Consider the following 2,945-nt stretch of genomic DNA (forward strand, 5'->3'; position numbering starts at 1 on the left):
GCAATCACGTTTATGTTGTGGCTGCTCAGCGTGAAGGTATGCGTGGCACCCCCTACGCAGGCAGTATAGTTAGGAATCGGGCTGGCTAGCGCAGGAAGCGGGTGCACGATAAGCTCGAGCTCCACTATCTGGTAGCATTTCTTCGCCGAAGGGTTGTTCGCGTTGGTCGTCATCAGCACGTATATCGTTCCGGATGGGCCGTCATAGTCCGTCGGGTCCGCTATCGCGTTAGGGTATGTCGTGCCCTGGATGCCGTCGGCCTCAGCCTGGTTGCGGTCCGTATAGTAGAAGAAGTCCACGCTCGCCGGGTTGGTGTTGTTTCGGATATAGGTCTCGCGTACCGTAAGGTCGACGCCCTCGGCTATGCCGTCGCCGGCCGTGCCGTTGTCGCACGCCTCGATATCCTGCGGATCCGTCCTAGGGTTAGGAAGCGGCTCCACACGGATGGTAAGCGTGGTCCTGCTTTCGCAAGTGGTGGCCGTATTGGTGATCACCACATTCAGTGTCTGCACGCCAGGGTTCTGGTTCGTGTAGGCATCGGCAGGGTCGATAAGCGTGCCCGAAAGCGTGTAGAACGCGACGGTATAGCCCGGAAGCCCGCCCGTAAGGTTGCCTATCTGAGTCGTAAGGTCGAAGACCGTATAGCCGTCATTCGGGAGCGCCTCGTCGCATAGCGAATATTCCACAGGGGCGAAGGAAAGTGACGGGTTGATCACTACCCTGAAGCTGCCTACCTTGTAGCAGCCCGTGGCGGTGTTGGTAACCCTCACCCAGATAACCTGCCCGTTGGTCGCAGGGTAGCTTGCAGGGGTGGCGATGGCGCCGCCAAGGCCGGCCTCGGCATCCGCCTGCTGCGTGTAGAAGCGTACCGTATAGCTGCCGCCCGGTGCCTGCGCGTCAAGCAGGTCCTGCTCCGCATGCCCCTGGAGGTCGACCCTCATCATGCCGTCCGCGTTCGTGTCGCACACCACAAGGTCGTCGATGGCTGCCGGTACTACCGGAACCGGGTTCACTATCAGCTGCAGCGGTGCAACCGAGTAGCACTGCGTGGTCCTGTCCGTAACGCGGATCCAGATCGTGCCGGAAGCCAGGTTGCTGTAAGGGCTCGTATACGGGAACACGTTGTCTTCCGCATTCTGCATCGTCTCGTGGAAGCTCACATCGTAAGGCGCGCCTCCGGTAATCTCCGGCTTGAGCGCGTCAAGGTCGAACTGCTCCGTGCCGTTGCCGTCAGGGTCGCAGGCCGTAGGGATTGTCGCAGGGATGGTCACCAGCGGGCGCTGCTGTACCCTGAGGGTAAGCGTGGTCGTGGAGAAGCATCCCGTGGCCGTGTTGGTCACCGCCACAATGATCGTCTGTACCGTCTGCACCTGGTTCGGGTAGGCCAGCGGAAGTTCCGTGCCGGCCGCAAGGGCCGCATTGTCGAAATAGTATTTCACCTCCATGCCCGGTACCGAGGTAACGAGCTGCCTGTGGGCGCCAAGGTCGAACACCTCGTAGCCGTCGCCGCTAGGGTCGTCGCAAAGCGTATATTCTGGAAGCGGCACCGCCACTACCGGATTAGGGTTCACCCTGAGTTCCATCGGAACCGCCTTGAAGCAGCCCTGCGGCGTGGATACCCTTACCCAAATGGTCTGGCTGTGGGCCGTGGTATTGTTGTAGTTGAGTACCGGAAGCGCAGGGTTCGCAGGCACTGCGGCCTTCGCGTCGGCCTCAAGCTCGTAGTATTCGAAAGTATAGGTGTCCCTTGGATCAAGGCCGGACAGCATGTCCGCCTCCCTGATACTGATGTCCGGGAAGGTCGCAAAGCCGTCGGCAGTCGCGTCGTCGCAGACCTCGATAGGGTCCGGCGATACCGGCTGCGGCGTGCGGTTCACGATCAGGCGCAGCTGCGTGAACGAAGGGCACTGGCTGCCGCCGGGCTCCTCTACCCTTACCCACAGGATGTATGGGGCGTCCTCAGGGAAGGCCGTGATAAGGTTGCCGTATACCGGCCCCTTAGGGAAATGGTTGTTCTCCGCGTTCGCCTGCGTCTCGTGGTAGCTCACGATCAGCGTCGAAGGGCCGCCGGTGATCTCAAGGTTCTTGTCCGTAAGGTTGAACACGGCGATACCGTCGTTGTTGTCGTCGCACACCTCCAATGGCGTAGGGTTGAATATTACCGGCGCGGCAATCGGGTTTACCGTAACGCTGCCCGTAAGGGCTGCCGTGCACGCAGGCGTACCGCCCGTTACCGCATTTGTCAGCGTGAAGGTCGTAGGTGCCGTGATGGCGGGCGTCGTATAGGCAAAATAGCCCGCGCCGTCAAGGGTAACGCTGTCGGAGCCGCCGCCCGTCCAGGTAAAGCTTACCGTGGCCCCAGGCGTTCCGGTGAATTCAAGCAACGCGGTCCTGTTCGAGCACACGTTGGCAGGGCCCGTGAAGGCGGCCGTAGGAAGCGCCTTCACGGAAACCGTGGCACGCAGGTTAAGCGTCCTTGTGCAAGGCACGGTGCCGCCCGTGGTTACGCCGGTAAGCGTATATGTCGTGGCCGCAGTAAGCGGGCCCGTAGCAATAGGGTATGTTCCTGCGGCGTCAAGCGGTACCGTGATGGCCGGGCCGGTTCCCTCGGTATAGGTCGCCGAGCCGTTGGCCGGGCCGTTTATCACGATGGTGGTTCCCGTTCCCTCGCATACCGTCGCGTCCGTGGCCGTGATGGTGGCCGTAGGGAGCGGAGTAACCGTGATGGTTGCGCTGCCCGTCAGGTTCGTGGTGCACGGGGTAGTGCCCGTGGTGGAAACGCTCACAAGGGCGTAGGTCGTGTTTGCGGTCAGCGTGCCGGTAATCGTCGCCTCGCCAAGGGCAGGGTTGGCCGCGCTCGGCGTGGCCAGCACAACCGTCTGCGGGCTGCCGGCGTTTACGGTATAGGTGACTTCCGCGTTGAGCGTTCCGGTGATGGTCACCGT

General features: G+C 61.6%; 1 pseudogene. It reads right to left on the reverse strand.

Going from position 1 to position 2,945, the window contains the following annotated elements:
• Positions 1-2,945, reverse strand: a pseudogene (locus ASG38_RS14980) (hypothetical protein); the annotation flags it as partial.

It is taken from the genome of Flavobacterium sp. Leaf359, assembly GCF_001423985.1.
Classification (GTDB): Bacteria; Bacteroidota; Bacteroidia; order Flavobacteriales; family Flavobacteriaceae; genus Flavobacterium; species Flavobacterium lindanitolerans.